The sequence below is a fragment of the Roseixanthobacter glucoisosaccharinicivorans genome (assembly GCF_043195095.2).
Lineage (GTDB): Bacteria > Pseudomonadota > Alphaproteobacteria > Rhizobiales > Xanthobacteraceae > NCEH01.
Map to the genome: position 1 here is coordinate 3,658,646 of NZ_CM195538.1, position 22,850 is coordinate 3,681,495.

At 67.7% G+C, this 22,850-nt stretch carries 21 protein-coding genes; 12 read left to right on the forward strand and 9 right to left on the reverse strand.

What is annotated here, in order from left to right; all coding sequences use genetic code 11:
* Positions 1-78: 78 nt before the first annotated feature.
* The 3 genes from V5F78_RS16915 to V5F78_RS16925 all read left to right on the forward strand — a co-directional run bounded on the left by V5F78_RS16915 (position 79) and on the right by V5F78_RS16925 (position 3,417).
* Positions 79-1,242: a GGDEF domain-containing protein gene (locus tag V5F78_RS16915; RefSeq protein WP_394067331.1), complete on the forward strand. Its 1,164-nt coding sequence runs from the start codon at positions 79-81 to the stop codon at positions 1,240-1,242.
* 57 nt (positions 1,243-1,299) lie between these two features.
* Complete coding sequence (locus V5F78_RS16920) at positions 1,300-3,183, forward strand: aminopeptidase P family protein (RefSeq protein ID WP_394067333.1); 1,884 nt, start codon at positions 1,300-1,302, stop codon at positions 3,181-3,183.
* An 81-nt stretch (positions 3,184-3,264) separates the two neighbouring features.
* Positions 3,265-3,417: a DUF3309 family protein gene (locus tag V5F78_RS16925; RefSeq protein ID WP_348844211.1), complete on the forward strand. Its 153-nt coding sequence runs from the start codon at positions 3,265-3,267 to the stop codon at positions 3,415-3,417.
* Between the two features lie 129 nt (positions 3,418-3,546).
* Here the strand turns inward: V5F78_RS16925 and aptA are convergent, their stop codons facing one another.
* Positions 3,547-4,899, reverse strand: coding sequence for an omega-aminotransferase AptA (aptA, locus tag V5F78_RS16930; RefSeq protein ID WP_394067334.1), 1,353 nt, complete (start codon positions 4,897-4,899; stop codon positions 3,547-3,549).
* A 352-nt stretch (positions 4,900-5,251) separates the two neighbouring features.
* Here aptA and V5F78_RS16935 point away from each other — a divergent pair, with 352 nt between their 5' ends.
* The gene (locus tag V5F78_RS16935; protein ID WP_394067336.1) at positions 5,252-7,117 is read left to right on the forward strand and encodes a hypothetical protein; all 1,866 of its coding nucleotides are present in this window, start codon (positions 5,252-5,254) and stop codon (positions 7,115-7,117) included.
* A gap of 254 nt (positions 7,118-7,371) precedes the next feature.
* Here V5F78_RS16935 and hslU read toward each other — a convergent pair whose 3' ends face one another.
* The 5 genes from hslU to V5F78_RS16960 form a co-directional block, all read right to left on the reverse strand.
* The gene (gene hslU / locus V5F78_RS16940; RefSeq protein ID WP_394067338.1) at positions 7,372-8,682 is read right to left on the reverse strand and encodes an ATP-dependent protease ATPase subunit HslU; all 1,311 of its coding nucleotides are present in this window, start codon (positions 8,680-8,682) and stop codon (positions 7,372-7,374) included.
* A 34-nt stretch (positions 8,683-8,716) separates the two neighbouring features.
* Complete coding sequence (gene hslV / locus V5F78_RS16945) at positions 8,717-9,262, reverse strand: ATP-dependent protease subunit HslV (protein ID WP_394042358.1); 546 nt, start codon at positions 9,260-9,262, stop codon at positions 8,717-8,719.
* A 54-nt stretch (positions 9,263-9,316) separates the two neighbouring features.
* Positions 9,317-10,555, reverse strand: coding sequence for an MFS transporter (locus V5F78_RS16950; RefSeq protein ID WP_394067340.1), 1,239 nt, complete (start codon positions 10,553-10,555; stop codon positions 9,317-9,319).
* A gap of 102 nt (positions 10,556-10,657) precedes the next feature.
* Positions 10,658-11,446 (reverse strand): alpha/beta fold hydrolase, encoded by a 789-nt coding sequence (locus V5F78_RS16955; protein ID WP_394067342.1) that lies wholly within the window; start codon positions 11,444-11,446, stop codon positions 10,658-10,660.
* A 97-nt stretch (positions 11,447-11,543) separates the two neighbouring features.
* A complete protein-coding gene (locus tag V5F78_RS16960) occupies positions 11,544-12,131 on the reverse strand; it encodes a hypothetical protein (protein ID WP_394067344.1) in 588 nt (195 codons plus the stop codon).
* A gap of 219 nt (positions 12,132-12,350) precedes the next feature.
* On the opposite strand from V5F78_RS16960, the gene hisB reads away from it, so the two are divergent.
* The 8 genes from hisB to V5F78_RS17000 all read left to right on the forward strand — a co-directional run bounded on the left by hisB (position 12,351) and on the right by V5F78_RS17000 (position 18,722).
* Entirely contained in the window at positions 12,351-12,944 is a 594-nt protein-coding gene (gene hisB / locus V5F78_RS16965) for an imidazoleglycerol-phosphate dehydratase HisB (RefSeq protein ID WP_394014249.1), read from the forward strand.
* A gap of 22 nt (positions 12,945-12,966) precedes the next feature.
* The gene (locus tag V5F78_RS16970) at positions 12,967-13,458 is read left to right on the forward strand and encodes a DUF2628 domain-containing protein (RefSeq protein WP_394067346.1); all 492 of its coding nucleotides are present in this window, start codon (positions 12,967-12,969) and stop codon (positions 13,456-13,458) included.
* A complete protein-coding gene (gene hisH / locus V5F78_RS16975) occupies positions 13,455-14,099 on the forward strand; it encodes an imidazole glycerol phosphate synthase subunit HisH (protein ID WP_394067347.1) in 645 nt (214 codons plus the stop codon). The genes V5F78_RS16970 and hisH overlap by 4 nt, the downstream gene beginning before the upstream one ends.
* Complete coding sequence (hisA, locus tag V5F78_RS16980; protein ID WP_348844199.1) at positions 14,096-14,824, forward strand: 1-(5-phosphoribosyl)-5-[(5-phosphoribosylamino)methylideneamino]imidazole-4-carboxamide isomerase; 729 nt, start codon at positions 14,096-14,098, stop codon at positions 14,822-14,824. The genes hisH and hisA overlap by 4 nt, the downstream gene beginning before the upstream one ends.
* Before the next feature lie 124 nt (positions 14,825-14,948).
* Positions 14,949-15,725 (forward strand): imidazole glycerol phosphate synthase subunit HisF, encoded by a 777-nt coding sequence (hisF, locus tag V5F78_RS16985; RefSeq protein WP_348844198.1) that lies wholly within the window; start codon positions 14,949-14,951, stop codon positions 15,723-15,725.
* Positions 15,726-15,753: 28 nt separating this feature from the next.
* Positions 15,754-16,083 (forward strand): phosphoribosyl-ATP diphosphatase, encoded by a 330-nt coding sequence (locus V5F78_RS16990; RefSeq protein WP_394067349.1) that lies wholly within the window; start codon positions 15,754-15,756, stop codon positions 16,081-16,083.
* Positions 16,084-16,108: 25 nt separating this feature from the next.
* Positions 16,109-17,071: a type I pantothenate kinase gene (coaA, locus tag V5F78_RS16995; protein ID WP_394067351.1), complete on the forward strand. Its 963-nt coding sequence runs from the start codon at positions 16,109-16,111 to the stop codon at positions 17,069-17,071.
* A gap of 325 nt (positions 17,072-17,396) precedes the next feature.
* Positions 17,397-18,722 carry an MFS transporter gene (locus V5F78_RS17000; RefSeq protein ID WP_394067353.1) on the forward strand — a complete coding sequence of 442 codons (1,326 nt, stop codon included), beginning with the start codon at positions 17,397-17,399 and terminating at the stop codon, positions 18,720-18,722.
* Positions 18,723-18,906: 184 nt separating this feature from the next.
* Here the strand turns inward: V5F78_RS17000 and V5F78_RS17005 are convergent, their stop codons facing one another.
* From V5F78_RS17005 to prfA, 3 genes are all read right to left on the reverse strand, one after another.
* Positions 18,907-20,361 carry a DUF4167 domain-containing protein gene (locus V5F78_RS17005; RefSeq protein ID WP_394067355.1) on the reverse strand — a complete coding sequence of 485 codons (1,455 nt, stop codon included), beginning with the start codon at positions 20,359-20,361 and terminating at the stop codon, positions 18,907-18,909.
* Between the two features lie 528 nt (positions 20,362-20,889).
* Entirely contained in the window at positions 20,890-21,768 is an 879-nt protein-coding gene (gene prmC, locus V5F78_RS17010) for a peptide chain release factor N(5)-glutamine methyltransferase (protein WP_394067357.1), read from the reverse strand.
* Entirely contained in the window at positions 21,765-22,847 is a 1,083-nt protein-coding gene (prfA, locus tag V5F78_RS17015) for a peptide chain release factor 1 (protein WP_394067359.1), read from the reverse strand. Before prfA ends, prmC begins: the two co-directional genes overlap by 4 nt.
* Positions 22,848-22,850 lie beyond the last annotated feature (3 nt).

The window sequence follows — 22,850 nt, forward strand, 5'->3', positions numbered from 1 at the left end:
GAGGGCCACTTCCCCCGCCGAAGCGAACCCGGTACAGAATAAGGCCCCGCCAGCGAACAGTCAGAGCCTTACCCCCAGATGCCCCCCGCTCCCGATACCTATTTTGCATTAGCACTGATCGGGCCGGCAATATTGGCGCTGTTTTCGTTCTGTTTTCTGGGGTTGTGGGCCTTCGGCGGCTCCCGCAATTATATCCTGCTGTTTTCGGCCGCATGCTTTGTCTACAGCTTGGCCGCGATCGTCCAGATCGCCTTCTGGCCCGCGGATACCGGCCAGAACACCATTCTCTCCGCGCTGCTTTACACCACCAGCGTGGTGATGATCGCCACCGGCGTTCTTCAACGCGCCGGCCAGAATATGAGTCCGCTGGCCACGATCGTCATCTTCACGATGATCATGGTTCCGATCTGGTATTTCTTCTACATCGAACCCAGCCTGATCGCGCGCGTCTATATTTTGAATTTCGGCTATGGGTTTGTTTTTATCTATATTTGCGTCCGCCTGGTGGGTATGGCCCTGGGCCCGTTCATTGATCGCTTCCTTTATTGGGTTCTGGTGGCGTTCGCGTTCCATTTCTTCATCCGCACCACCGTCACCATAGATCCCGATCTCGGGAACGTGCCCGGCACATTCGGCCGCTCGGTTTTCTGGCTCGTGCTCCAGGTGAGCCTCGCCATCTTCGGGGCGGTCATGGCGTTGACCTTGCTCGCGGCCTGCGTCGCCGACCTGCTCGGCGACATGGAACGCGACCGCGACACCGATCTCTTGACCCGGCTGCTGAACCGGCGCGGCTTCGAGCGCATCGCCGGCGCGCACATGACCCGCGCGGCGGGACGGCCGGTCAGCCTGATCTCCTGCGACATTGATCATTTCAAATCGCTGAACGACACCTACGGCCACGGCGCGGGCGACGCGGTGCTGAAGGAATTCGGCGCCCTCTTGCTCAACACCATGCGGGGGGAAGACGTGATCGGCCGCATCGGCGGCGAGGAATTCGCCATCATGTTGACCGGGGCGGACGTGGAAGGCGCACGCCAGTTCGCCGAGCGCGTGCGCGCGCTGCTGGAGAGCACGCATTTCGAATCCGTGCCGGATACGCGGGTCGTGACCGCGAGTTTCGGCATCGCCCAATATCGCCCGCCGGAGCCGCTGCGCAAATTGCTCGCCCGCGCGGACGTCGCGCTCTATTCCGCCAAGAAGGCCGGGCGCAACCGCTGCTTCGTGGCCGGCCAGACCCAATAAGCCCACCCGCCTCCCGGGGCGAATTGCAGGCGCGCCGCTTCGCTCCTAAAATACCGCATGCCCCAGAACCAATCCGCCGCCGCCGATGCCGATGCCGCTGAATTTTCGGCGCACTATCAGACCTTTGAGGATACCGCCGACGGTCGACGAGGACCGGAGCGGCTCGCCGCCCTGCGCGCCGAACTCGCCGCGCGCGGGCTCGACGGCTATGTGATTCCGCGCGCCGATGCGCACCAGAACGAATATGTGACGCCGGGCGAGGAGCGCCTCGCCTGGCTCACCGGCTTCACGGGCTCGGCAGGGCTGTGCGTGGTGCTGAAGGATGAGGCCGCCCTGTTCGTCGACGGCCGCTACACCCTCCAGGCCCCGGCGCAGGTGGACGGCACCGCCTTCACCGTGGTGCCGCTGGCCGAGATCACCCCGGAACGCTGGATCGAATCCCATCTGCCCAAGGGCGCCTCGCTCGGATTCGACCCCTGGCGGTCCACCCTCGACATGAAAGACAAGCTCTCGCAGGCGGTCGCGAAAGCCGGCGGCATCCTGGTCGCGGTCGCGGACGATCCCATCGCCCGCCTGTGGACCGACCGCCCGGCCCCGCCCCGCGCCCCCGCGCGCCTGCTGGACGAGGCCCAGGCCGGCGCCAGCGCGCGGGAGAAGCTGGCCCGCGTGCAGGCGGCGCTGGTGGCGGAAAAGGTCGACGGCGCCCTGATCTCCGATCCCCACGCCACGGCCTGGCTGTTCAATCTGCGCGGCGCCGACGTCAGCCATACGCCGCTGGTGCTCGCCTGGTCGCTGGTGCCGGCGGAAGGGCGACCGCACCTGTTCGTGGCGGGGGAAAAGCTTTCCAATGCGGTGCGCGCGCGCCTGGAGGACGTGACCGACATTGCCGAGGACGCCGCGCTGGCCGGTCAACTCGCGACCTTCGCGGCCGGGCGCACGATCCGCGTGGACCAGGCGACCGCCCCGGTCGCGCTCGCGCAGGCCATCGAACAGGCGGGTGGACGCGTTTCCAAGGGCGCCGATCCCATCGCTTTGCTGAAGGCGGTGAAGAATGCGGCGGAGATCGCGGGCATGCGCGCCGCCCATCTGCGCGACGGGGTGGCCCTGGCGCGCTTTCTCCACTGGTTCGAAGAAGTCGCCGCCACCGGCACGGTGAGCGAGATCCGCGCGGTGGAGGCGCTGGAGACCTTCCGGCGGCGCAGCGGGCCGCTGAACGATGTTTCCTTCCCCACCATTGCCGGTGCCGGCCCCAATGGCGCGATCGTGCATTATCGCGTCACCCGGGAAACCAACCGGCTGATAAACGCGGGAGACTTATTTCTCCTCGATTCCGGCGCGCAATATCCCGACGGCACCACGGACGTTACCCGCACCCTGGTGGCGGGAGAGCCGACGGCGGAGATGCGGCGGCATTTCACCTTGGTGCTGAAGGGTCACATCGCGCTCGCCCGCGCGGTGTTTCCGGTGGGCGTCAGCGGGGCGCAGCTCGACCCGCTGGCGCGGCAGTTCCTGTGGGCGAACGGGCTCGATTTCGACCATGGCACCGGCCATGGGGTCGGCGCGGGCCTGTCGGTGCACGAAGGGCCGGCGCGCATCTCCAAGCTCGGCCATGTGCCGCTGAAGGCCGGCATGATCCTCTCGAACGAGCCGGGCTATTATAAATCGAACGCCTACGGCATCCGGCTGGAGAATCTCATCCTGGTGGAGCCGCGCCATCCCGAGGGAGGAGACCGGCCGAGCCTGGGCTTTGAGACGCTCACGCTCGCGCCCTTTGAAAAGCGGCTCCTGGCGCTGGAATTGCTCACGAAACCTGAGATCGAATGGATCGATTCCTATCACGCGGAGGTGGCTGTCCAGGTGGGCCCGCTGCTGGAGGCGGAGACCTGCGCCTGGCTGCTGCGCGCGACTTCGCCCATCGCCCAGGATGCCGCGGCTTTATAGTCCTTCGTCGCGCGAAACCGGGAACCATTCTTCAAATCAGGCGTTGTCGTAGCAGTTCAGAGGCCGGGAGACCACAACGCCATGTCCACAATTCTGCTTGTCATCTTGGTTTTGCTTTTGGTCGGCGCCCTGCCGACTTGGGGATATAGCCGCAGCTGGGGTTATGGCCCCGGCGGAATCGTGGGCGTTCTGCTCATCATCGTTGTTGTGCTGGCGCTCACAGGGCGAATTTGAGCCAACGACAGAGCGGCGGCACCATCCGGGTGCCGCCGCTCTGTCGTGCTCCAGATTTTACAATCACAGACCGCGATGACGAGCCGCGCGCGAACCGCGCGGCTCCTCGCATTTTACGCGGTGCGCTCGTTACGCGTAGAGCTCGATCGCCTTGCCCACCTTCTCGATCAGTTCGCCGATCTGATCCTCCGAGATGATCAGCGGCGGGGTCAGCGCGATGGTATCGCCGCTGGCCCGCACCATGATGCCCAGATCATGGAACGCCCCGTCGAGGGTGGAATAGCCCCGCAAACCGGGCTGGCCGTCGCGCGGCGCAAGATCGATGCCGGCGGTGATGCCCACCGTGCGGATATCCAGCACGCCCGGCTTGTCCTTCAGGCTCATCACCGCATCCGCCCACATGGGCTCCAGCTTGCGGGCACGCGCGAAGGTGTCTTCCTCGGCATAGAGGTCCAGGGTCGCGAGCGCCGCGGCGCAGGCGAGCGGATGGGCGGAATAGGTATAGCCGTGGAACAGCTCGATCACATGCTCGGGCCCGCGCATGAAGGCATCGTGGATGCCCGCGCGCGCCAGCACGCCACCCATGGGCACGGCGCCGGCGGTCACGCCCTTCGCGAACGTGATCAGATCGGGAACGACGCCATAGCGCTCGGCGGCAAAGGCATAGCCGAGGCGGCCGAAGCCGGTGATGACCTCGTCAAAGATCAGCAGGATGCCATACTTGTCGCAGATCTCGCGCAGGCGCTTGAGATAGCCCTTGGGCGCCGGGATCACGCCGGTGGAGCCGGCCATGGGCTCCACGATCACCGCCGCAATGGTGGAAGCGTCGTGCAGGCCGACCAGGCGCTCCAGCTCGTCGGCGAAATGGGCGCCATATTCCGGCTCGCCCTTGGTGAAGGCCTGGTGCGCGCGGTCATAGGTGGTCGGCAGATGGTCCACGCCGGCGAGCAGGGATCCGAACATCTTGCGGTTCGGCACGATGCCGCCAACGCTGATGCCGCCGAAGCCCACGCCGTGATAGCCGCGCTCGCGGCCGATGAGGCGGGTGCGGGCGCCCTGGCCGATCACATTCTGGTAAGCCAGCGCGATCTTCAGCGCCGTATCCACAGCTTCCGAGCCGGAATTGCAGAAGAACACATGATCCAGATCGCCGGGCGCAAGCGCCGCGATGCGGCTTGCCACCTTGAAAGCATTGGGGTGGCCATATTGAAATGTGGGTGCGAAATCCAGCTCGGTCGCGGAATTGCGGATTGCCTCAACCACCGGCGCCCGGTTATGGCCGGGATTGGTGCACCACAGGCCTGCGACACCGTCGAGGATCGCGCGGCCTTCCGGGGTGTAATAGTGCATGTCCTTGGCGCGGGCGATCAGACGCGGGCGCTTCTTGAAAGAGCGGTTCGCGGTAAAAGGCATCCAGAATGCGTCCAGATCATTCGGCGCCGCGTCGCCCGTTGCTCGAACCGCGATCTCGTCCAGTGCCATCATCCCTCTCCTCATCGCCCAACCGGCGCGTGGCGGCCTCACATTTGCCGCCTGTGCGGGGAAGCTATCAGCGGCCACGCGGGGAGGGAACCGTAGAGGTCGCAACCCTGCCTCTTGCGCCATGCGCCCGACTGGCACAAAAGAGGGCCATGACGATGGGTCATTTTCATTCGAGCCCGGCGGCAGGGGGCCACGGCGGTTTGGCGCGGCGCGCGGACGCGCGCGCGAAACACGCGCGCCGGGGCCACGGCATGGCTGAAACGGGGACCGGAACGGCGCTTCAGGCGTCCGCCCGTGCCGGCGCGCGTCCGTGACCGGCTCGACGAGCGATCCGAGGTCGGATGCCGACCCCGTGACGGACGAAACCGTCCTGCCCGGCGAAGAGGTGCAGGACCCGGCCGAACTCGCGGCCCTGCCGAGCGCGCAGGATGTGCAGGCCGACAAGGCCCGCGCCGCGCTGGCGCGCGTTCTGGCTTCCGACGAGTTCGTCTCCTCGCCCCGCCTCGCGGATTTCCTGCGGTTCGTGGTGGAAGCGACGCTTGGCGGTCGGGCCGACGCCATCAAGGGCTATACGATCGCGGTCGAGGCGCTGGGCCGTCCCACCACCTTCGACCCCCAGACCGACCCCATCGTGCGGGTGGAGGCCACGCGCCTGCGCCGCGCGCTGGAGCGCTATTATACCTCGGCCGGCCCCGACGAGACTTTGGAAATCGTCATCCCCAAGGGCGTCTACGTGCCGCGCTTCGTGCCGCGCGGCGCGGGCGAGGCCCCCGGCCAGGCGGCGACCGGCGACGGCGAGGGGGCAATCCCTCTCGCCCCCGGTGTCTTTTCCGCTCCGTCGCACACCCGTGCGCGTGCGCGCGTCGCGTGGGCCGCCCTTGCCTTGGTGGCCGCCGCCGCGCTCGTCTGGGGCACGGTGGAACTGACCGATTCCAACCGCTCCGGCCCCATCGCGAGCTTGCTGGGGCTTGAGAGCGTCAATTCGGCGAGCGAGATCGCCGACCGCATGGGCATGCCGCAATTGGAGGTTCGCCCGTTCGAGATCGCCGGCGCGGCCGGCCCCACCGGCTTCGGCGCGAGCGAGGTGCACGCCTTCGAGGTGCGCCTGCGCGACGCCATGGCCCGTTTCGATTTCGTCGATGTCATGTCGGCCGGGGAAGACGGCTCGGCCCGGCAATGCCGCGGCAATCCGCCCCGCTCGGTCTTCTCGCTCACCGGCCTTGCCGAAGCGCACCAGGGCGGCACCTTCTCTCTGCTGGTGCGCCTGACCGACCGGTGCGGCGGCACCATCATCTGGTCCACCGCCTTCGAGGACCTGCGGCGCGGCGCGGAACTGCCGGCCTCGGAATATCGTGTGGTCCGCGACATCGCCTCTGCGGTGATGCAATCCTACGGCGTGCTGCCCACCCGGGCCCGCGCCCAGGCGCGCGCAGACGCACCGGGCTCGGGCTTTGGCTGCATCGCGCAGAGCTTCGCCGTCATCCGCAGCGAGGACAGCACCACCGCCGCCCAGGCGCGCAGCTGCCTCGACCAATGGGTGACGCGCGACAACGGCTTCGGCACCCTGCACGCGGTGCGGGCCATGCTGCTGCTGGACGAGGCACAGCGCTCCTCCGACCGGCCGCTCGACCCCGCCATGCTCGACGAGATGCAGCGCGAGGCCGAGCTGGCCACCGATCTTTCGCCCAACAGCGCCTATTCCGCCAAGGTGCTGGCGAGCGTGGAATTCTTCCGCGGCGAGAAGGACGCCGCCCTGGCCGCGGCCGACCGGGCGCTCGCGCTCAATCCGCTCGACTATGACGTGGCCGCCACCGTCGGCACCATCATGATCGGCCTCGGCAAGCCCGAGCAGGGCGAGGCGGTGCTGACCTTCGCGCGCGGGCACGGCGCCGCCCGCACGCCGATCCAGGATGTCTATCTCGCCATCGCCGCCTTCATGCGCGAGGATGAAATCGCCGCAACCGGCCTGCTGCCCACCTTGCAAGCCCATCCCTCCGCCCAGGGCCGCATCGCCCTGGCGCTTACGCTGCATGTGCTGGGGCGGCAGGAGGAGGAGCGCGGCGTCGTGGCGCTGCTGGCGCGCGAGACGCCCGGTGGCCCGGCCGGCGTGTCGCGCCTGGTGCACCATCTGCTGCCGATCGCCGACTCCTACGATCGCGTCATGGGCGCGCTGGAAGCCGCCGGCCTGCCGCAACTCGCCGACGCCTCGCGCGGGTGAAGGGGACGGGCGCCGTGGAGGCGCCCAGCTCTGGGAAGAGCATCGTCATGCACGGGCCTGTCCCGTGCATCCACGCGGCACCGCTGGCATCGACTTTTCAAGGCTCGCACCGGCGGCTCGGCGGGGATGGCCGGGACGAGCCCGGCCATGACGACCGGTCCATGAAAGACAATGGCGCGCACCGGCCGTCAGGCGCCTCGAGGATCCGCCACGCCGCTGAATGTCGATCCGTCCCAAGCCCTAAAGCCGGGCGCTCAGAGAATATAGCGGCTCAGATCGGCATTCTTCGCCAGGTCCTCCACCCGCGCGCGCACATAGGCGGCGTCGATCACGATGGTCTCGCCGGAGCGGTCGGGCGCGGTGAAGGACAGATCGTCCAGCACACGCTCGATCACCGTCTGGAGCCGGCGGGCGCCGATATTCTCGACCGTGGAATTCACCTCCACCGCCACGTCGGCGATCGCCTCCACCGCATCGAGCGTGATGTCCAGCGTCACGCCTTCCGTGCCCATGAGCGCCACCGATTGCTTGACGAGGCTCGCCTCGGTCTCGGTGAGGATGCGCACGAAATCCGAGCGCGTCAGCGCCTCCAGCTCCACCCGGATCGGCAGGCGGCCCTGGAGTTCCGGCAGGAGGTCGGAGGGCTTGGAGACATGGAACGCGCCGGAGGCGATGAACAGGATGTGGTCGGTCTTCACCGGCCCGTGCTTGGTGGAAACCGTGGTGCCCTCGATCAGCGGCAGCAGATCGCGCTGCACGCCTTCGCGCGAGACGTCGGCGCCGGAGCGGCCTTCCTTGCCGGCGATCTTGTCGATCTCGTCCAGGAACACGATTCCGTTGTTCTCCACCGCATAGATGGCCTCCACCGTGATCGCGTCCTGGTCGATCAGCTTGTCGGCCTCCTCGGTGACCAGCAGGGGATGGGCGTCCCGCACCAGCACGCGGCGGGTCTTCGTGCGCCCGCCGCCGAGCGCCTTGCCCAGCATGTCGCCGAGCGAGACTGAGCCCATCTGCGCGCCGGGCATGCCGGGAATCTCGAACATGGAAAGGCCCGGGGCGCCGGCCTGGACCTCGATCTCCACTTCCTTTTCATCAAGCTCGCCGCCGCGCAGCTTCTTGCGGAAGCTCTCGCGGGTGGCGGCGGAGGAGCCCTGCCCCACCAGCGCGTCGAGCACCCGTTCCTCGGCGGCGAGATGCGCGCGGGCCTGCACGTCCTTGCGCTTCACATCGCGCACCAGGCCGATGCCGACCTCCACCAGGTCGCGGATGATCTGCTCCACGTCGCGGCCCACATAGCCGACCTCGGTGAACTTGGTCGCCTCAACCTTCAGGAACGGCGCGCCGGCCAGCCGCGCGAGGCGGCGGGAAATCTCGGTCTTGCCGACGCCGGTGGGGCCGATCATGAGGATGTTCTTCGGCAGAACCTCCTCGCGCATGTGCCCTTCCAATTGCTGGCGCCGCCAGCGATTGCGCAGCGCGATGGCGACCGCGCGCTTGGCCTTGGTCTGGCCGACGATGTGGCGGTCCAGCTCGGACACGATCTCGCGGGGGGAAAAATCGCTCATGATCTCGGAGGTCTCTTGGTGTTCGGCGCGGACGTCAGGCGCCGACGGTCTCAACGACGATGTTGTGATTGGTATAGACGCAGATGTCGGCCGCGATCTCGATGGCGCGACGCACGATCACTTCGGGATCCTCCTCCCGGTCCAGCAGCGCGCGGGCTGCGGCGAGCGCGAACGAGCCGCCCGAGCCGATGCCCGCAACCCCGGCTTCCGGCTCCAGCACATCGCCGGTGCCGGTGAGGACCAGGGAAATCTGCGCATCCGCGACGATCATCATCGCCTCCAGCCGGCGCAGGTAGCGATCGGTGCGCCAGTCCTTCGCCAGCTCGACGGCGGCGCGCTGGAGCTGGCCGGGATATTGCTCAAGCTTGGCTTCCAGGCGCTCGAACAGGGTGAAGGCGTCGGCGGTGGCCCCGGCGAAGCCGCCGATGACATCGCCCTTGCCCAGGCGGCGCACCTTGCGGGCATTGGATTTCAGCACCGTCTGGCCGAGCGTCACCTGCCCGTCTCCGGCGATGGCGACCTTGTTGCCCTTGCGGACGGAGACGATGGTGGTGCCGTAAATGGTATCTGGGGAATGCATGAGGGGCTCCGGTGACGCAGCCTTACTTATGATGTTCCAGCGCGAGCGCAACTCTTACGCTTGAACCGGCGCTCCCAGCGTCGGGATGCGCAGCGCCGGAGCGATGCCGAGCAGGACCAGGACCCCGCCCGCGGCAAGAAACACCCCCGCCGGCAGCGTGGCGAGCAGGCTCGTGAGCAGGCCGGCGATGAACACGCAGAGCGCGACGCTGGCGCTGGACAGCCCCATCACCCAGCCGCGCTCGGTCTCGTCCACCGCACCCGACATGGCGGAGAGCAGCGAGACATAGGAAAACACATTGGCGATGCAGATCAGCACGGCGAGCCCCACTTGCCCCGCCGCGCCCACCGGCAAGGCGGTGAGCACCAGCAGGCCGCCGCAGGTCGCCTCGCCGAAAATCGCGATGCGCCGCTCGTGCTTCAGCCATTTCGCCACCGGCGCGTAGCCCAGCGCCGAGCCGAGCATGAAGCCGATGCCCATGGCCACCGAGAACAAGCCGATCTGCGCGGTGCTGAAGCCGTGGTCGCGCTGCATCACCACCAGGATGAAGGTGTAATAGATCAGGAATCCCAGCTGGAACAGGAAGAAGGAGGCGAGCGCCGGCACCACCTGCGGACGCGCCTTCAGGCGCGCGAACAAAAGGAACGGCTGGCGCCAGTCGAAATGAAAGGCGCGCCGGCGCGTCTCCTCGCCGAAGCGCGAGCGGGCGAGCAGCACAGCATTAAAAGCGCACAAAACCAGCGCCACGCCGAGCGGCAGGCGAAAATCATAATGGCCAAGCACGCCGCCGATGGCCGGCCCCGCCATCAAGCCCACCGTATTCACCACGGTGACCTGCGCCATGGCATCGCCGCGCGCAGCGGGCGCCACCGCATCGACCATGCTGGCCTGGGCGATGGGCGCCGTGCCGGACATGAGCCCCGCCACGATGCGGCCGGCGAAGAACAGCCACACATGGGCGAGTTCCAGCGACAGCCACATCAGCCCATAGCCGGCCGCCAGCCCCGCCATGCACACGACCAATGTGCGCCGGCGCCCGAGCGCGTCGGAGAGATCGCCCAGCAGCGCGCAGCCGAAGAAGGCACCGATGGGAAACAGGGCGAAGGCGAGCGACATCATCAGGTCGCGATTGGCGGCCGTGACCTGCCCGCCAAATCCCCCAAATCCGTGCCCGCCGGCGCCCGCGCCGTCGAACAGGCCGACGATCAGCGGATACATCAGGCCGAACGAGAAGATATCCAGGAACACGGCGAGAAACAGCGCACCATGGCTGCGGAACAAAGAGATCTGCATGCGGCGTCCTTGTGACCGGGTGCAAGCCCTTGGGCGGGACGAGGCGCCGGCCGCGCGGGTGTCTCGCGGCAGGCGGGTAACAAGAGGGACGAGGAAAGACCCTCAGAGCAGGAAGCGCAGCACCGCGGCCGCGAACGCGCCGGGCGCCTCGACCATGGGGCAATGCCCCACCGCGGGCATTTCCTCCAGCATGCTGCCGGGGATCGCCCCTGCCAGTTCCTGCGCCAGGGCCGGGGCGAAGATGCGATCATCGGCACCGCAGAGCACAAGCGTCGGCGCCCGGATCGCGCCGAGCCGCTCCAATGTATGGGCAAGGGCCGCCGCATCCGCCTGACGGGCGAAGGCGTCCGCCTCCTGAAGCGGGCCGGCGGCCAGCGCCTGGCGGGCGATCGCCTCCAGCGGCACCGCATCAATGGTGGCGCGGCCGAGGGTGAAGGTGGCGAGCGCGCTGACATAGGTGACGGGATCGGCGATCTCGCGGCGCAGGCGCTTCAGCAGCCACATCACCTCGCGCGTATAAGGCGTGTTGCGGGCGAAGCTGTTGGCGAGCACCAGCCGATCCACCCGCTCGGGGGCAAGCAGCGCCAGTTCCTGGGCGATCACCCCGCCGAGCGAATGGCCGAGCACATGGGCCCGTTCGACCCCCGCCGCATCCATCACCGCCAGCGCGTCGCGCGCCATGTCGGCGGCGTCATAGGGCCCCTGCGCCCGCCCGCTCGCGCCGATGTCGCGATTGTCGAACGCAAGCGTGCGCAATCCGCCGAGCAGCGGGCGTGCCAGGCCCCAGAACACCCGGTCCGCGGAAAGTCCCCCGATGATCAACAGCGGCGGCCCCTCGCCCGCGATATCATAGGCGAGCTTGAGCCCCTCACGGGTGGCGAAGCGGGTCATGGCGTGCCTGTCGGCCGGAGAACGGGAACACAGGGAATGGAAACCGCGCCGCCCGCAGCGTCAAGCGGCGGGCAGAAGGCGCGAAAGATGGGCGCGGCTAATTCACCGTATGCAGCAGCCAGAAGATCCAGCCCACCTCGTTGATGAGCCCGAGCGCCAGGAACGCCGCCTGAAATCGCCCGTTGCGGTAAAACATGGCAACGATACTCAGCAGAATCAGAAGCCCCGTGGAGACGCTGTAGGGCCAGCCCAAAGTGAGGAAATAATCCGATCCCTTGATCCAGCTGTCGATCTGGTCGAGCACCTGCGAGAGCGCGAAAAAGCCGAAGAACCATTTGCGCTTGGCGGCGAAATAGTCCCGATAGCTGGGGTAGTCCCCGAGCGTGTCGGGAAACAGCAGCACGCACATGAAATAGAACACGCTGCAATAGGTCAGCAGGAACAGATACAGCTCGAACGTCCAGCGCGCGACGTTGATGAGGCGGAATTCCCACCACCAGAACATGAGGGCGTTGAGCAGCACCATCACCGCCCAGCCCAGATGCAGCGGCGCGATCTCGTTCACCGAGGGATGCTGGACGAATTTCGCCAAGCCACCGAGGAGGCGTGTGACGCTGAGGCCGAGAATCATACCCATGACGATGCGCACATGGAAATAAAGCTGCGGGTCGTGGTCGGCGACCATGGGCCTCTCCGCCATGTCTTGATGGGTCCGCGCGCGGCGGTAGGGGAATGATGCAGCCCGCTTTATAGCCGGCCTTGCGGCACAGGATGAAGACGGGCGGGCCCGCGCGGCGCGATTTGTTTCGGACGGCGCAGCCCGTCCGCGCCGGGGCTGTCACACCTTCGCCATATGGCCTTGCAGCACCTTACCTGCTAGAAGGCGCGGCCTTGGAGGAGTTCCATGCGTCAGGCCGAGATCGTTCGCGAAACGAAGGAAACGAAGGTGCGCCTTTCCGTCGATCTGGACGGAACGGGCAAGGCCGCCATTGCAACCGGCATCGGGTTCCTGGACCACATGCTGGACCTGCTTGCGCGTCACGCCCGCTTCGACCTCGACATCAAGGCCGACGGCGACCTGCACGTGGACTTCCACCACACCACCGAGGACGTGGGCATCGTGCTCGGCCAGGCGGTGAAGCGCGCGCTCGGCGACATGCGCGGCATCACCCGCTATGCCGACCTGCACCTGCCCATGGACGAGACGCTGACCCGCGTGGCGCTCGACATTTCCGGCCGGCCGTTCCTGGTGTTCCGCACCAGCTTCTCGGCGCCGAAGATCGGGGAATTCGACACCGAGCTGGTGCGCGAATTCTTCCAGGCGTTCGCCTCCAATGCCGGCGTGACGCTGCATGTGGAGACTCTTTATGGCGACAACAATCACCATATAGCGGAAAGCTGCTTCAAGGGGCTGGCCCGCGCCCTGCGCGCGGCAGTGGCCATCGACCCCGCGGCGGCCGGTGAAATTCCCTCCACCAAAGGTGCCCTTGGCACCTGAGGCAGGCGACGGAGCACGCAACATGGCCATCTGGACCGTCCTGACCAAGGAAACGGCCGGCGATACCGCGCTCGCGGCGGCCGACCGGGTGGTGTTCGTGCGGGAGAAATTCTCCTGGACGGCGCTGCTGTTCGCGCCCTTCGTGCTGCTCGGCCACCGGCTGTGGCTCGCGTTCGGCGCCTATGTCCTCGCCTCGCTGGCGATCGGCCTTGCCGAAACGCTGCTGCGCCTGCCGGAGGATGTGAGCTTCGTGCTGGGCGTCGGCCTGAACGTTCTGGTGGCGTTCCAGCTCGCCGACCTGCGGATCTGGAAACTGCGCCGCATCGGCTATCTGGAGGCCGGCACCACGGTCGCCCGCGATATCGACGAAGCGGAGCGGCGCTTCTTCAAGCATTGGACCCCGCCGCGCCCGCCCCAGCTCCAGGGCCCGGCGATCCGGCCGCAGGCCGCTTATGCCGCGCCGGGCTTCGGCGCCCCCATCATCGGTTCGTTCCCGGAGCCGCGCGCATCATGAATGTGGCCATCGTCGATTACGGCTCGGGCAATCTGCACTCCGCCGCCAAGGCGCTGGAGCGTGCCGCCACCGGCCTCGGCGCGGAGGTGATCGTCACCAGCGATCCGGATATCGTGCGCACGGCCGACCGCGTGGTGCTGCCGGGCGTCGGCGCCTTCGCCGATTGCCGGCGCGGGCTCGATGCGGTGGACGGCATGGTGGCGGCGATGGAAGAGGCGGTGCACGCACGCGGCCGGCCGTTCCTCGGCATTTGCGTCGGCCTGCAATTGCTCGCCGAGCGCGGGTTGGAGCACGGCGTCACCGCCGGCCTCGGCTGGATCAAGGGCGAGGTGGACCGCATCGCGCCTTCAGATCCGGCGTTGAAAATCCCGCACATGGGCTGGAACACCCTGACCCTCGCACGGCCTCATCCTCTGTTCGATGGCATTCCCACCGGGGAAAAGGGGCTGCACGCTTATTTCGTCCATTCCTACCAGTTCGTCCTCGCCGACCCCGCCGATCTCGTTGCCACCACCGATTACGGCGGCACGATCACGGCGGCGGTGGCCAAGGACAATGTGGCGGGAACCCAATTCCACCCCGAAAAGAGCCAGACCCTTGGTCTCGCTTTGCTCGGCAATTTCCTGAAGTGGCGCCCGTGATCCTGTTTCCTGCCATCGACCTGAAGGACGGCCTCGCCGTGCGCCTCGAACAAGGCGACATGGACCGCGCGACCGTGTTCAGCCGCGATCCCGCCGCCCAGGCCGCCGAGTTCGAGACGCTCGGCTTCCGCTATCTCCATCTGGTGGACCTCAATGGCGCGTTCGCCGGCCATCCCGTCAATGCGGCGGCGGTAGACCGGATCCTGGAGACGGTTTCGATCCCGGTGCAGCTCGGCGGCGGCATCCGCGACCATGCCACCATCGAAGCCTGGTTGGAGAAGGGCGTCACCCGCGTCATCCTCGGCACCGCCGCGGTGCGCGACCCGGATTTGGTGAAGGAAGCGGCGAAAGCCCATCCCGGCCGGGTGGCCGTGGGGCTCGACGCGCGCGACGGCCGCGTCGCGGTGCAGGGCTGGGCGGAAAGCTCCGACGTGTCGGTGGAGGACATCGCCCGCCGGTTCGAGGATGCCGGGGTTGCCGCCATCATCTTCACAGACATCGCCCGCGACGGGCTGATGAAGGGATTGAACCTCGACGCCACCATCGCGCTCGCGGACGTGGTGAACATTCCCGTCATCGCCTCCGGCGGCCTCGGCTCGCTGAGCGATGTGGAAGCGCTGCTGGAGCCGCGGGCGAAAAAGCTCGCCGGCGCGATTTCCGGCCGCGCGCTCTATGACGGGCGGCTCGATGCGCGCGAGGCGCTGCAACTCATGGCCGGGCACTGAGCCCGGCGCCTACCCTTGCGACAGACTGGAAATCGCCGGCGCGAGGTCCCATTTTGCCTGCAAAAGATGACATCAGGTTTGAATTCGGCCATAGGTCTGCGCCGCACGCTCGAGTTGTTCCACCATGCTCAAAGTCCGCGTCATTCCCTGCCTGGACGTGAAGGACGGCCGCGTCGTCAAAGGCGTCCAGTTCGTCGATCTGCGCGATGCCGGCGATCCGGTGGAAGCGGCGCGCGCCTATGACGCCGCCGGCGCGGACGAATTGACCTTCCTCGACATCACCGCCAGCCACGAGGATCGCGGCACCATTCTCGACGTGGTGCGCCGCACCGCGGAGCAATGCTTCATGCCGCTCACCGTGGGTGGCGGCGTGCGCACCGTGGACGATGTGCGCACGCTGCTGCATGCGGGCGCCGACAAGGTTTCGATCAACACCGCCGCCGTGAACCGCCGCGCCTTCGTGGGCGAGGCGGCCGAGAAATTCGGCGAGCAGTGCATCGTGGTAGCGATCGACGCCAAGAAGGTGAGCGCCCCCGGCGAGGCCAACCGCTGGGAGATCTTCACCCATGGCGGGCGCAAGCCCACCGGGCTCGACGCCATCCAATATGCCCGCGAGGTCGTGGACCTGGGCGCGGGCGAGATCCTGCTGACCTCCATGGATCGCGACGGCACCGGCATCGGCTTCGACGTCGCGCTGACCCGCGCGGTCTCGGACGCGGTGCATGTGCCGGTGATCGCCTCGGGCGGGGTCGGCGCGCTCGATCACCTGGTGGAGGGCGTGCGCGATGGTGGTGCCGCCGCCGTGCTCGCCGCCTCCATCTTCCATTTCGGCACCTTCAGCGTGGGCGAGGCCAAGGCCCATCTGGCGCAAGCCGGCCTTCCCGTGCGCCTCGATGCCTGAGGTGGCCGGCGTTCCACTGGACACGACAATGACTGACGCGCGCGTAACCCTCGTCGATTTGGAGCAGATCGTGGCCGCCCGCGCCGCCGCGACGGCGGAGGCGTCCTACACCCGCTCCCTGCTCGACAAGGGGGTGGCCAAGTGCGCCCAGAAGCTGGGCGAGGAAGCGGTGGAAACGGTGATCGCCGCGCTTTCCGAGCCGCCGGCCGCGCTCGTCGCGGAAAGCGCCGATCTGCTTTACCATCTCGCCGTCCTTCTCCACGCACGGGGCGTTCCGCTCGATGACGTCCACGCCGAACTCGCCCGACGCACCGCTCGATCCGGTCACGACGAAAAGGCCGCGCGACCCCGCGGCTGACGCTTCGCCGACAAGGAGACGCCAGATGGACCAGCAGGTCGATCCCGGCCTTTCGCCCTATCGCACCTTCTCCCGCGAGGAATGGGCGGTGCTGCGCCAGGACACGCCCATGCCGCTTCGGCAGGAGGAGATCGTCCGCCTCCAGGGCCTGAACGACCGCCTCTCCATCAGCGAGGTGGAGGAGATCTATCTTCCGCTCTCGCGCCTGCTCTCGCTTTATGTGGGCGCGACGCAGAAGCTGTTTCGCGCCATGAGCCACTTCCTGGACCACGGGAACAATGGCGACGGCAAGATGCCGTACATCATCGGCGTCGCCGGGTCCGTGGCGGTGGGCAAATCCACCACGGCGCGCGTGCTCCAGGCCCTGCTCGCCCGCTGGCCCAACACCCCCAAGGTGGACCTCGTGACCACCGACGGCTTCCTGCTGCCCAATGCGGTGCTGGAACGCGAGGGGCTGATGGAGAAAAAGGGCTTCCCGGAAAGCTACGACCTGCCGCTGCTGCTGCGCTTCCTCACCGACATCAAGGCCGGCCGCCGGCCGGTGCGCGCGCCGCTCTACAGCCACTTCTTCTATGACGTAATGCCCGACCAGCGGGTGGAAGTGGACCGCCCGGACATTCTGATCGTCGAGGGGCTGAACGTGCTCCAGACCGGGCGCCTGCCGCGTGACGGCAAGGAAATCCCGTTCGTCTCGGACTTCTTCGACTTCTCGGTCTATATCGACGCGGACGACGACATTCTCCAGCAATGGTACGTGCAGCGCTTCATGCGCCTGCGCTCCACGGCGTTCATGGACCCCATGTCCTATTTCCATCGCTATTCCAAGCTGACGGAAGACGAGGCTAAGGCCACCGCCCTCTCCATCTGGCAGCGCATCAATTTGCCCAACCTCCAGGAAAACATCCTGCCCACCCGTCAGCGCGCCGACCTGATTCTGCGCAAGGCGGGCGATCATGAGATCGCCGAAGTCTCCCTGCGCAAGCTGTAGCGGCGGACCGGCGGCGGTCAGCTGCCGAAGCCCGGGGCTGCAACCCTCGCTACCTTCATACCCCTAGGTAAATTCACGAAAAGGTGAGAGGAATTCGTGTGAGCGCTTTACTGCGCTGCACAACGCCCTCTCTTCGCGACAAAATTCAATCGTTTCAAAAGAAACGTCCGAAGAGCCTGGCACCCCTCCCCCAACGTCACATTTTCCTGACGCCAAGCCGGCTCCTGAACGGGCCTCCGGCTCACCCAGCGGCATGCCGCAGCGCGGCATTTACACCGTCCTGATCGGCCCTAGCATCGAAAAAAACCGAATTGGGAGGAAGTGAATGCTCGAGTCCAAGGGCACCGCGCGCCTGAAGCGCACCCAGACCCTTACCCTGGCCCTGCTGGTAACGGCGGGCGTGGTCAATTACGTGGACCGCGCCACGCTCGCGGTCGCCAACCCGCTGATCCGCGAGGAATTGCACTTTTCCATCGGCGAAATGGGGCTGCTGCTCTCCGCCTTCCTGTGGGCCTATGCCTTCTCCCAATTGCCCGCCGGTGCGCTGATCGACCGGTTCGGGCCGCGCCTCTCGCTCACGGTCGGGCTCACCTGCTGGTCGCTTGGGCAGATGCTCGGCGGCCTGGTGCAGAATTTCTGGCAGTTCGCCGGCGCGCGCTTCATCCTCGGCATGGGGGAAGCACCGCACTTCCCCACCTGCGCCCGCATCTCGCGCGACTGGTTCAACATCCGCCAGCGCGGAACCGCGACCGGCATCTGGAACAGCGCCTCCTCGCTCGGCACGGCCATCGCGGTGCCGCTGCTGACCTTGCTGATGCTTTCCTTCGGCTGGCGCTGGATGTTCGTCGCCATGGGCGTCGCGGGCCTGGCCTTGGCGTGCGTATATTTCCTGGTGTTCCGCAATCCGGAACAGGCCAATCTGACGGCCGAGGAAAAAGCCTTCCTGAAGGAGGGTGACCCGCTGGACGCACCCGCCCGTGTCACCTGGGCCGACTGGAAGCGCCTGTTCGCCTTCAAGACCACCTGGGGCATGATCGCCGGCTATTTCGGCTGCATCTATGTGACCTGGCTCTACACCGCCTGGCTGCCCGGCTATCTGGAGATTGAGCGGCACTTCACCATCTCGAAGACCGGCTGGGTCGCCACCATCCCCTTCGCCTTCGGTGTGCTCGGCGCGGTCTCGGGCGGGCGCATTGTCGACGTGCTGGCGCGGCGCGGCGTGGATCCCATGATGGCGCGCAAATATCCCATGGCGGGCGCGCTGGTGCTCACCGCGCTGTTCACCCTGATCGCCGCCGAGGCGCCGAGCGACATCCTCGCGATCGCCTGCATCTCCGCCTCGCTGTTCCTGGTCTATTCCTGCTCCTCGTCCGCCTGGGCCATGGCCTCGGTGGCCGCGCCGGCCAATTGCACCGCCTCCATCGGCTCGGTGCAGAATTTCGGCGGCTATATCGGCGGCGCGCTCGCGCCAACCGTCACGGGCTTCATCGTCCAGTCCACCGGCACCTTCACCCCGGCGCTGATCACCGGCTCCGTGGTCGCCCTCGCGGCGGCAATCATCTATTGGATCCTGGTGCGGCGGCCGATTCCTGCCCTCTCCGCCACGCTTCCCGGCAAGGGGGCGGTGCTTGCCGGCACCCCGGCCGAATAGGCCAACGGGCCATGAGTCCTGCCTCATGGCCCCCGGGCGCACGGCGGGTGCTTAATCCTCTCGCAGCCGCGTGACGGTCAGCCTTCGGCAAGGGATGTCTGCACCGTCGCCGCGCCACCCCGCACGCCAATAAAAAGGCCCGGCATTGCCGGGCCTTTCGCGTTTCAGTGCCGCGGCAAATAGATCACTCGCCGAGGCTCGGCTCCACGTCGTTGGGGGCCTGGTTCGCGGCCTCCTCGGCGCGCTCGGCGCGGGTGCGATAGCGGCGGCGGCGGCGGAAGGGCGCGGCTTCCTCGTCCGTACCAGCGGGCGCTTCGGGAGCGGCGGCGCCCTCGGACGCAGCCGGCGCAGCGGTCGCTTCGACCGGCTCGGGTGCGACGCTCGCCGCCGGAGCCGGAGCGGGATCCGCTGCCGGGGCCACGGTCGCGGGTGCAGCCGGCGCGGCGGCGGCAGGCGCGACAGGCGCCGGCTTGGCCGCCGCAGGTACTTCCTCAAACGGCAGTTCGGCGGCGGGACGTTCCGCTGGGGCGGGCGCGGCCTCCTCTGCCGACCGCGGCGCACGTTCCGCACGGACCGGACGCTCCCGCGCCTCCTTCAGCGGCAAGCCGCCGGTGATGAAGGACGGCAAGCCGAGATCGGCCGCCTCGGGGCGTTCCTCGCGCGGAGCGCGGGGCGCACGCGGCGCATAGCCCTGCTCATCCTCGGTGCGGGGCACACGCGGCTGACGCGGGGCATAGCCCTGCCCTTCCTCCTCGCCGCGCGGGGCGCGGGGCGGACGGGCCGCATAGCCCTGCTCATCCTCGGCGCGGGGTGCGCGCGGCGGGCGCTGCGCATAGCCCTGGCCTTCCTCCTCGCCACGCGGAGCGCGGGGCGGACGGGCCGCATAGCCCTGCTCATCCTCGGAGCGGGGCGTGCGCGGGGGACGCGGGGCATAGCCCTGGCCTTCCTCCTCGCCGCGCGGAGCGCGGGGCGGACGGGCCGCATAACCCTGTTCATCCTCGGCGCGGGGCGCACGCGGCGGGCGCGGCGCATAGCCCTGTTCGTCGGAACGCGGGCGATAATCGCGCGGCGGCTGCTGATAGCCTTCGCCGCCCTCTTCGCTGCGACGCTGATAGCCGCCCTGGCGATTGTCCCGCGGCTGGCGATCATCACGCGGCTGGCGATCGTCCCGGGGCTGGCGATCCTCGCGGGGGAAACGGTCGTCGCGCGGCGGGCGCGGCTGGAACTGCGCCTCGCGCGCATAGGGCTGCTGCTGGGGCTGGGCCTGCGGCTGCTGGCCCTCGCCGGCCGCATTCTCCTCGCCGTCCTCGTCCTCCTGGTCCTCATTGCCGAAGCCGGGCTGCGGCTGGGGCGCGAACTGGCCCTGCAGGGAGGCGATCAGGCGGATGTAATGTTCAGCATGCTGGAAATAGTTTTCCGCAGCCACATGATCGCCCGAGGATTGGGCATCGCGAGCCAGCTGGAGATATTTCTCGGCAATGTGATGGGCGGTGCCGCGCACCTTCATATCGGGGCCGTTGGACTCATAGACCCGCGTCAGGGGGTTGGAGCCGCGGCGATTGTTATTATTGTTATTATTATTGTTGTTATTGTTATTGTTGTTACGGCCGCGCGGACGCTTCTGCTGACCATTTCTCATCTGAATCGTTCTCTACTCGCTCGGCGCTCATCGCCGTTTTGCGTCCGGTCCGCTCGGACGGGTGCCGGAAAGGCGCCCGCCGCGGCCGGGTTCAAATCCGTCGGGGTGTCGTCAACCACGAACGCGAGCTGCGCCCGCATTCCTTCCAAATCCACACCGGATGTCAGTTCGGATCTGTTCGACCATGAGCCCCGTTCCGCGCAAAACGCGCGGCCAGCCAAGCCATTTCTCGACGCTACCGTTAGCGGCGCAACCGTTCTCGGCATGCGTGCGAGACAGTGGGTATTCGATCGTCCCGTGAAGGAATGCCGTGACGCAACATCGGTGCGTCATCAACTTTCGCCTGCCACACCCCCGAAACAAGGTTCCAGTTTCAGGCGCGGGCCTCAACCATGCGGACCGAAGCCCCGGTACGATTCCTGCCAAGGACACTAGCCAGTTCGCTTAGCCCTTCCAAGCGGTTTTTTCGCGGCGGCGCCTCAAATCCCCGCTGGCGCGCGATGGGCCGGGAGCGGCCGGCGGGTGGGTTCAGGGCGCCCGCAGCACCAAAGCGCGCGGAATGCCACCGAGGTCCGGCCGCGCCGGAGCCTCCGCGACCAGCCCCTGCGCCCGTGCCAAACCGGCCACCTCGCTTTCTTGCCCGATGCCCAGTTCGAGCACCGCGACCCCCTGCGAGGCCAGCAAGCGTGGCAGTGCAGCAAGAATCGCGCGATAGGCATCAAGCCCGTCGGCCCCGCCGTCCAGTGCCGGCGCAGGATCGAACAGGCGCACCTCGCGTTGCAACCCAGGCAGGTCGCCACTGGGGATATAGGGCGGATTGGAGACCACGAGGTCGAATGGACCCTCCAGATCCTGCGCCCAGTCGCCGACCCGCACCACGCTGCGCGCCGCCAGACCCAGTCGCGCCAGATTGTCGCGGGCGGTGCGCGCAGCGCCGGCGGAGCGGTCCACCCCGACCCCGAACGCCTGCGGCAGCTCGCTCAGCAGCGCCGCGAGAATCGCCCCGCTGCCGATGCCGAGGTCCAGCACCCGCAGCCGCTCACCGCGTCGCGCACCCAGCGCCGACAGAGCCGCTTCCACCAAAGTCTCGGTATCGGGACGCGGCACCAGCGTTTCGTCCGACAGCTGGAAGGGCAGGCTCCAGAATTCCTTCTCGCCCAGGATGCGCGCCACAGGCTCGCCGGCGAGGCGCCGGTCCACCCGCGCCTCAAGGGCGGCGAGGGCGGACGCCTCCACCGGCGCGTCGCCGGCCAGCAGCAGATCGGCGGGCGCCACCTGGAGCGCATCGGCGAGCAGCAGGCGCGCGTCGAGATCGGCGCTCTCGATGCCGGCGGCGCGCAGCCGCGCCGCGAGCGCACGGCGCACCGCCGCGCGGGTCGGGGCGCCGGCGGCCGCAGTCCTGCTCAATTGCTGTCCGCCGAGGCCATCAGCTCGGCCTGATGCTCGGTGACCAGGGCGTCGATGATCTCGTCCAAGGCGGTGCCTGCGATCACTTCCTCCAGCTTATAGAGCGTGAGGTTGATGCGGTGGTCGGTCACGCGCCCCTGGGGGAAATTATAGGTGCGGATGCGCTCGGAGCGATCGCCCGAGCCCACCTGCCCGCGCCGGTCGGCCGCGCGGCCGGCTTCCTGGCGCTGGCGCTCACCGTCCAGCAGGCGCGAACGCAGCAGGGCCATGGCCCGCGCCTTGTTGCGATGCTGGGAGCGCTCGTCCTGCACCGCCACCACGAGGCCGGTGGGCAGATGGGTGAGGCGCACCGCGCTCTCGGTCTTGTTCACATGCTGGCCGCCGGCCCCTTGCGCGCGATAGACGTCGATGCGCAGGTCGCTTTCGTTCAACTCCACATCCACCTCTTCCGCCTCGGGCAGCACGGCGACGGTGGCTGCCGAGGTGTGGATGCGGCCGGAGGTCTCGGTCGCCGGCACCCGCTGCACGCGGTGCACGCCGGATTCGAATTTCAGCCGGGCGAAGGCGCCGCGCCCGTGGATGGCGGCGATCACTTCCTTGTAGCCGCCCATGGTGCCCTCGCTCTCCGAGAGGATTTCCACGGTCCAGCCCTTTTCGGCGGCATAGCGCGAATACATGCGGAACAGGTCGCCGGCGAACAGCGCGGCCTCGTCGCCCCCGGTGCCGCCGCGCACTTCCAGGATGATGCCGCGCTCGTCCATGGCATCCTTGGGCAGCAAGGCCAGGCGCACCGCCTTCTCCAGCCGCTCGATCTCGCCCGTCAGACGCTCCTGCTCGCTTTCCGCGAGCGCGCGCATTTCCGGGTCGCCGCCCGCTTCGGCGGCAAGGTCGCGCGCCTCGGCAAGGCCGCGCTCGGCGGCTTTCAGCGCCTGCACCTGCTCGACCACAGGGGTGAGATCGGAAAACTCGCGGCCGAGCCGCACATATTCATCGCCTTCCGCACCGGCGGAGAGCAACGCCTCCACCTCGCGGTGGCGGGAGACCAATTGTTCGAGCTTGGCGAGGGGCAGATCACTCACAAG